Source organism: Acidovorax sp. KPB24-07 (assembly GCF_057543315.1).
The window spans coordinates 1-7,770 of record NZ_BAAJYS010000176.1 but is presented as its reverse complement, the minus strand read 5'-3'; the positions used below and the strand labels follow the sequence as shown (position 1 = coordinate 7,770).

Here is a 7,770-nt window from a genome sequence, read left to right as displayed (position 1 = left end):
CGCCGCGCGGGCCGCGGCGCTGGAGCTGCTGCCGTTCGCCGTGGCCAGCAACCCGCTGGACATGACGGCTCAGGTGACCGCCGTGCCGCAGGGCGTGCCGCGCACCGTGGCACTGATGCTGGACCAGGCCGGCTACGGCACCGTGTTCGCCTACCTGGCGCATGTGGGCCTGTCGCCACAGCGCTTCGCGGCCACGCAGGCCGAGCTGATCGCGCTCAAGCAGCGCCATCCGCACCGGCTGCTGGTGCTCGTCATGCTCTCGCGGCCCGAGGTGAATGCGGCGCTGGAACAGCACGGCATCGCCGTGTTCGAAGACCCGTCGCGCGCCGTGCAGGCCGTGGCGGCGCTGGCCCACGTGCACAAGCGCCGGAGTACCCTGCACCTGCCGCCCCCGCCGACCGGGCCTTCCGCACCACTGGGGAACGTGGCCACCGAAGACGGCGCCAAGCGTGCGCTGGCGGCCGCGGGCCTGCCCGTGCTGCCCGAGCGGATCTGCCGCAGCGCCACGGAGGCTGCCGAGGCGGCCTCCGCCATGGGCTACCCCGTGGTGGCCAAGATCGTCTCGCCCGACATCGTGCACAAGACCGAAGTGGGCGGCGTGCTGCTGAACCTGCCAGACGCGCAGGCGGTGGCCGAAGGCTTTGCCGCGCTGATGCAGCGCGCGCAATCGGCCCGGCCCGATGCCCGGCTCGATGGCGTGCTGGTGGCGCCCATGCTCAAGGGGGGCGTGGAACTGATCGCCGGCATCCACCGGGACCCGACCTTCGGACCCATGGTGATGTTTGGCTCGGGCGGCACGGCCGTGGAGCTGTTCAAGGACGTGGCCTTCGCGTCGGCACCGCTCACGCCGCAGCGGGCCCGGGCGCTGATGGAGCGCGTGCGCTCCACACAGTTGCTGCGCGGCTGGCGCGGCGGCCCGCAGTACGACGAACAGGCCCTGGCCGACGCGCTGTGCAGGCTGTCGGAATTCGCCTTCTCGCATGCCGATCAGATCGAGAGCATCGACATCAACCCGCTGGTGGTGCGCGTGCAGGGCGCCGCCTGCCTGGATGCCGTGATCGCCGTGCGCGCTCCCGCGCCAGGGGACTCCCATGGCACCCATTGAAGCGCGCCTGACGGCGCTGGAGGCCGGGTGGCAAGCCCTGGCCGACAAGGATGCCATCCGCGAATGCCTGTACCGCTACAGCCGGGGCATCGACCGCTGCGATGCGGAGGCCCTGCGCAGCGCCTACTGGCCCGACGCTACCGACCGCCACGGCCCCTACCAGGGCAGTGCGGAGGGATTCATCGACTGGGCCCTGGACAAGCTGCCGGGGGGCGGCCGGATGGTGCACCTGCTGGGCAATATCGCGATCGAACTGCGGGGCGAGCAGGCCGCGGTCGAAAGCTACTTCCAGGCCTTCCAGACGGGTACCAGCGCCCAGGGGGAGGCCGCCGAGACCTTTCTGTGCGGCCGCTACATCGACCGCTTCGAGCGCCGCGCGGGCCAATGGCGCGTGGCGGCCCGCACCGTGGTCTACGACTGGATCCGCGAGGCGCCCGCCGCCCCGGGCACCGATGCGCAGCGCTTCGGCGTGCGCATGCCTGTGGGCGCGCACAAGCCGGCGGATGCATGGTATGCACTGCTGTCTGGATTACCCGATGGATAATTTCAACGCCTGATTTTCGTTGGGCTTCAATAATGGCCTGGATGAATAATCCGGGCCATTGGCGCTGGATTTTTTGAATTTCCGGATGGGTTTCTTTGATGGTCGGTGAATACCCGTAATCGATCGGTGCATACCCTGCAATTGCTATGTATGTCATTGAAATCAATAGGATTTTTTCTTACCATTTTTTAACCGGGCGACAGGTAATTAATGGTTTTGCTGTGGGTGGCCGGTCATGTGCCAACCCTGGCGGGTGGCGATTCATATTGCTGCGTGAGGAGACATTCGATGTCGGAAATATTCAACAAAACAGCCGGCCGCATTCGCCGGGGCATCCAGGGCACGCCATCACGCGTGCTAGTGGGCGCCATGGCCGCCTGGGCCTGTGGCCAAGCGCCAGCGTGGGCGCAACAGGCGCAGAAAGAAGAACTGCGCCAGATCACCACGCCTGCGGGCGGCATGGCCGCCGCCGCATCCAGCGTGACCCTTTATGGACTGATCGACACCAGCATCGCCTATGCCTCCGGCGCAGGCGGGCGCATCACCAAGCTGGACAGCGGGCACATGAATGGATCACGGTTCGGTTTCCGGGGCTCCGAAGACCTGGGCGGCGGGCTGCGTACCAACTTCTGGCTGGAGGCGGGCATCAACTCCGACACGGGTGGCTCGGGGCAGAACCAGGGCGCAGGTGCCAAGTTCTTCGGCCGGGGTTCCCTGGTCAGCCTCACGGGCGACTTCGGCGAGGTGCGGCTGGGCCGCACGGTGACCACGATCAGCTCCGAGGCGCAGGCCGTGGGCGATGCCTTCGGTTTGGGGGGCGCCGGCAACCTGCAGGGCATCCAGCCGGCCACTGGCCGCGCGAACAACACGGTCTGGTATCAGTCGCCGTCGTTGTCCGGATTCATCGGCAAGTTCTCGTACTCCTTCGGCGAGCGCACCAGTGCCACGGGCGGCACCCAGGCCGCCAACCAGGCCGCCGTCGCGTTGTTCTATTCCGGCCAGGCGCTCAGCGGCGCGGTGGCGTACACCACCTTGCGCCATCCCACGGACCTGAGCACGGTGCGCTGGCTCAACTCCAGCCTGGCCTACAACTTCGGCGGCTTCAAGCTGTTCGGCTCGTTCGCGACATTCAAGAACCCCGGCGCCGACCTCAGCCCGGCCGTGCATGCGGCACTCGATGGCAATGTGCAGTTGGCGGGCATTCCGACCGTGGGCTACTACGCCGGGCAGGACGACCGCAGCGCCTCTCTGGGTGTGGCGGTACCGTTCGGGTCCAGCACGGTGCTCGCGCAGGTCGTCAAGGTGGATGACCGCGGCCCGCTGAACCGCGATGCCACGCAGTTCGGCGTGGCTTATCTCTATGCCCTGTCCAAGCGCACCACGCTTTATGCGGACTACGGCAAGGTGAAGAACCGCAACGGCGCAGGCTACGCGCTGACGGGCGCTACGTCGCAGGCCGGCCTCGGCGACAGCGGCAACAGCGATGCCGTGCACGTGGGCGTACGCCACGCTTTCTGAGCCTGCGGCCGCGGGCAGGCCCACCTGGTGGGGACGGGGCCTGACATGATGGCACGCGGAGCAGCAGGAGTCCAAGGGCAACGGCCGCGTTGCAGCGCGGGTCGGCTGCCGGGTACCCAGCTCTGGAAGGCCCGGTTTGCAGGCTCGACGGGCCTGCGCACCGGGCTCGCAGGCGTTTCAGCCGGCGGCGGGCCGGCCCCAGCCGCCCATGGGCAGCGAGCCCATGAGCGTGTGCGCCAGGCCACCGTCCACCAGCAATTCGGCGCCATGCACGTAGGCCGCGTCGGGGCCCAGCAGGAAGGCGGCCACGCTCGCCATGTCATCGGCTTCGGCCAGCCGGCGCAGGGGCACGCGCGCTTCGCGCAGCGTGCGGGCCTCGGGATCGGTATAGGCTGCCGCCGTGCCCGGCGTGAGCGTCAGCCCGGGCGAGAGCGCGTTCACGCGGATGCCCTCGGGGCCCCACTCGGCGGCCATCTGGCGCATCAGCATGAGCGCGGCGGCTTTGCTGGCGCTGTAGGCGCCCAGCGGCGGCGTGGCATGGCTGCCCGAGATCGAGGTGATGAACAGTACGGTGCCGCGCGTGGTTTTCAGCGCCGGGTAGGCGGCCTGGGCCAGCAACAGCGGCGCGCGTGTGTTGACGGCGAAGACGCGGTCCCACATGGCCGGGTCGTACGTGGCCAGCGGGCCCGGTGCCGCGAAACCCGCGTTGCTGACCACGGCGTCCAGGCCCCCGAAGGCGTTCACGGCCTGCGCGCACAGGCGGGCCGGAAAGGCCGCGTCGGCCAGGTCGCCGCCCAGCACGAGCGCGGTGCCGCCGAGTTGCCGGATCTCGGCCGCCAGGGGCTCCAACTCGGCCAGATGTTGGTCTGCCAGCGCGATGCGGGCGCCGCCGTGGGGCGCCGTGTCCCGCGCCAGACGCAGTGCGATGGCGCGGCCGATGCCCCGCGCGGCTCCGGTGATGACGCAGCGGTTCATGCGGCCTCTGCTGGCGTGGTAACGCCGGGCTGGCCGATGGAAGGGAAAGGAAGGTGTGCCATGGGGTTCAAGGGTTGGAATGAAGGCTTGCGGGAAGGAAAGCGGTCCGCCGCGCGGGCCCGTGCCTGTGTCGCGCGCAGGGCTGCCGGCGGTGGCGGGGGCCCGCACAATGGGCCGGCCATGCCATGCACCCGCCGCGTTGTCTCTGGAGCTTTCCCATGCCCGCCAGTACGGTGAAGTCCGCCACCCGGGTGCTGCAGGTGCTGGAATACTTCGCGCAGGTGCGCACGCCCCTGCCGCTCAAGCGCATCAGCGAGGCGCTGGGCTACCCCCAGTCGAGCACCACGGTGCTGCTCAAGAACCTCATCGCCATGGGCTACCTGCGCTATGACCGCACCGAGCGCCTGTACTTCCCCACGCCGCGCGTCACTTCGCTGGGCGACTGGATCTCGCAGGCGCTGTTCGGGCAGGGCCGCATCTTCGAACTGATGCACGACCTGCACGGCGCCACGGGCGAGACGGTGTCCATCGCCATGCTCAACGACATCTATGTGCAGTACATCCGCGTCATCCAGTCCACGCATGCCATCCGCTTTCACACCGACGAGGGCAGCCTGCGCCCGCTGACCCGCTCGGCGGTGGGCTGGCTGCTGCTCACCGACCGCACCGATGCAGAGGTGGAAAAGCTCGTGCACCGCGCCAACATTGCCGTGCAAGGGCGCGAAGACCGGGTGCCGTTGGAGACCATCGCCCCCGAGGTGGCCGGCGCCCGGCTGCGCAAGGCGCTCTACCTGGAGAACCTGCCGCTGCTGGGTGGCGCCACCATCGGCGTGGTGCTGCCCTGGCGTGTGCAGGGCCGCCTCGTGGTGCTGGGCATGGGCGGCACCATCGAGCGCATGCGGCCCCACCGGGCGCGCTACACCGCGCTCATGCGGCGGCTGGCCCTGCAGCTGGAGCAACCGCAGCCCGAGCCGGGCTGCGCATAGCGCACGCATCGGGCAGGGCGGCGCGGGCGGTCAGCCCGCCACCGCTGCTTCGGCCGGGGCTTCCTGGCCCGTGTGCGGCGCCGGCCGCGCAAGGGTTGGGCGTTGGAAGGTGAAGTTGCGGTAGCCGTCCTGCGCGGCGGCCGCGCAGTGCTCGCGGTACTTGGCGAAGCCTCCGGTGAACAGCGTGAGGCCCTGCGGCTTGTCCTTCACGTTGGCGCCCACGTACCAGGTCTTGGCCTTGAGCAGCAGCGAGCGCTGCGACAGCGTGTAGACCAGGTCCATCCAGCCCTGCTCGGCCTGGGCGGTGGGCTCGATGGTGGCCAGGCCCTGGCGCTGCATGTGCTGCATGGCGGCGGCGATCCAGTCCACGTCGTTCTCGCTGATGCGGATGATGTTGGCCAGCGCGGCGGGGCCGTTGGGGCCGGTGGTCATGAAGAGGTTGGGGAAGCCCTCCATCATCAGGCCCAGGTAGGAGCGCGCGCCGTCCTGCCACTTGCCGTTGACGGTGCGGCCGTCGCGGCCGACCACGTCGAAGGCCAGCATTGCGCCTGTCAGGCCGTCGTAGCCGGTGGCCAGGATGAGCATGTCCAGCTCGACCTCGCCGGACTGCGTGCGAACGCCCTTCTCGGTGATCTCCACGATCGGATCGTGCAGCAGGTCCACCAGGTGCACGTTGGGGCGGTTGTAGGTCTCGTAGTAGCTGGAGTCCAGGCAGGGACGGCGGGCGAAGATGGGGTAGCCGCGCGGCTTGAGCTGCTCGGCCGTCACCGGGTCCTTCACGACCTCCCCGATCTTGCCGCGCACGAATTGCGCTACATGCTCGTTGGCTTCGGCGTTGGTCATCAGGTCGCAGAAGGTGCCGAGCATGGCCAGGCCGCCGCTCTTCCAGGCATCTTCCAGCAGTTGCTGGCGCTGGCGGGGCGTCACGCTGAAAAACGCGCGGGTGGATTGCGGGCGCACGCCGCCCACGGCACTGTTGCGCGCGGACTCACGGATGCCGGCGTAGTGGCGCTTGACCTCAGCCATGTACTCGGGCGTGAGGTCTTCGTTGCGCATGGGCATGGTGAAGCTGGGCGTGCGCTGGAAGACGAACAGCTCGCCGGCCTCCTTGCCCACCTCCTGCACGATCTGGATGCCGGTGGAGCCGGTGCCGATCACGCCCACGCGCAGGCCTTCGAAGCGCACGGGCTCGTGCGGCCACCTGGCCGCGCGCAGCAGGCGGCCCTTGAAGCGCTCCAGGCCGGGGATCTCGGGGTCCTTGGGGATGGAGAGCGGGCCGGTGGCCATGATGCAGTAAGTAGCCTCGTAGACGGCCCCGCGGTCGGTCTTCACCGTCCACAGCTGGCGCTCCTCGCTCCACACGGCGCTGGTCACGCGCGTGTTGAACTGGATGTGCCGGCGCAGGTCGAGCCGATCGGCCACGAAGTTGATGTAGCGCAGCAGCTCGGGCTGGGCCGCGAACTGCTCCGACCAGGTCCACTCCTGCTCGATCTCGGGCGAGAAGGAGAAGCTGTAGTCGATGCTGGGCAGGTCCACGCGCGCGCCGGGGTAGCGGTTCCAGTACCACACGCCGCCCACGTCGCCGCCGGCCTCGAAGCCCTGGATCTTCAGGCCCATTTCCCGGAACTTGTACACGGCGTACATGCCGCCGAAGCCCGCGCCGACGATGGCGACGTCGATGCGCTGGGGCGGGGTGGGAGCGTTGGCGTTCCCGTGCAGGGTTTGCGTTGTCATGTTGTCTCCTCTTGGGGGGCGGCATGGTCCGTGCCGCGGATGGTTTCAGATGGGGTCAGGTCGCCACCGGCGCTGCGCTGGCGCTTGCGGCGTGCGGTCTGTCCTGCGGGAAATGATGCGTTCGCGCCGTGCGCGCATCAAGCAAATGCACGGGTGGGGCCTGCAACATCACATCCATGATTTCCGGGTGCCCGCGCGGCCCGTGCACGCCTGCCTCAGACGGCCAGCGTGCCGCCGTCCACCGGCAGCGTCACGCCATTGACGAAGCTCGCCATGTCCGAGGCCAGGAACACCGCCGGCCCCGCCAGCTCGTGCGGCTGGCCCAGTCGGCCGGCGGGAATGCGCTGCATGAAGCGCGCGAGCCGCTCGGGGTTGGCGCGCGTGGCCTCGGTCATCGGTGTGTCGATCACGCCCGGCGCCAGCGCGTTGACACGGATGCCATCGGGCGCGAGGTCGAGCGCCAGGGTCTGCGTGAACATCTTCACCGCCGCCTTCGAGGGCGAGTAGCCCAGCGCACCGCCCTGCGCGATGAATGCCGCGCCCGAGGCCACATTGATGATGCTGCCGCGCGTGCGCCGCAGCGCGGGCAGCCAGGCGTGCACCGTGTGGAACACGCCGAAGAGGTTCACGTCCATCGTGCGGCGCAGGTTCTCGGCGGCGCGCGGGCTGTCGATGCCTTCGCGGATGATCACCCCCGCGTTGTTGACGAGCGTGTCCACATCGCCGACCGACTGCGCCACCTGCGTGGCGAGGTCATGGCAGGCCTGGGCGTTGGACACGTCGAGCGCCCAGGCCCAGCCCTCGGTGCCGGCGGCGCGCACATCGCGCAGCGTGTCTGCACAGCGATCGGCCTGCAGGTCGGTCACGATGACGCGCGCGCCGGCCTGGGCGAAGGCCACGGCCACCAC

General features: G+C 69.3%; 7 protein-coding genes. 4 read left to right on the top strand and 3 right to left on the bottom strand.

Annotated features, from left to right (window positions below):
- The 3 genes from AC27IQ_RS16100 to AC27IQ_RS16090 all read left to right on the top strand — a co-directional run.
- Nucleotides 1–1,105 (top strand): acetate--CoA ligase family protein (locus AC27IQ_RS16100; RefSeq protein ID WP_487090053.1); only part of this gene is annotated, 1,105 nt, incomplete at its 5' end.
- Nucleotides 1,092–1,649, top strand: a complete 558-nt coding sequence (locus AC27IQ_RS16095) for a nuclear transport factor 2 family protein (protein WP_317357061.1) — start codon at nucleotides 1,092–1,094, stop codon at nucleotides 1,647–1,649. The genes AC27IQ_RS16100 and AC27IQ_RS16095, both read left to right, overlap by 14 nt.
- Before the next feature lie 288 nt (nucleotides 1,650–1,937).
- Nucleotides 1,938–3,167, top strand: coding sequence for a porin (locus tag AC27IQ_RS16090; RefSeq protein ID WP_487090052.1), 1,230 nt, complete (start codon nucleotides 1,938–1,940; stop codon nucleotides 3,165–3,167).
- A gap of 177 nt (nucleotides 3,168–3,344) precedes the next feature.
- Here the strand turns inward: AC27IQ_RS16090 and AC27IQ_RS16085 are convergent, their stop codons facing one another.
- The gene (locus tag AC27IQ_RS16085) at nucleotides 3,345–4,142 is read right to left on the bottom strand and encodes an SDR family NAD(P)-dependent oxidoreductase (RefSeq protein WP_487090051.1); all 798 of its coding nucleotides are present in this window, start codon (nucleotides 4,140–4,142) and stop codon (nucleotides 3,345–3,347) included.
- 218 nt (nucleotides 4,143–4,360) lie between these two features.
- On the opposite strand from AC27IQ_RS16085, the gene AC27IQ_RS16080 reads away from it, so the two are divergent.
- A complete protein-coding gene (locus AC27IQ_RS16080; RefSeq protein ID WP_487090050.1) occupies nucleotides 4,361–5,128 on the top strand; it encodes an IclR family transcriptional regulator in 768 nt (255 codons plus the stop codon).
- Between the two features lie 30 nt (nucleotides 5,129–5,158).
- On the opposite strand, the gene AC27IQ_RS16075 is transcribed toward AC27IQ_RS16080, so the two are convergent.
- Nucleotides 5,159–6,862: a flavin-containing monooxygenase gene (locus tag AC27IQ_RS16075; protein ID WP_487090049.1), complete on the bottom strand. Its 1,704-nt coding sequence runs from the start codon at nucleotides 6,860–6,862 to the stop codon at nucleotides 5,159–5,161.
- 215 nt (nucleotides 6,863–7,077) lie between these two features.
- Nucleotides 7,078–7,770 (bottom strand): SDR family NAD(P)-dependent oxidoreductase (locus AC27IQ_RS16070; RefSeq protein WP_487090048.1); only part of this gene is annotated, 693 nt, incomplete at its 5' end.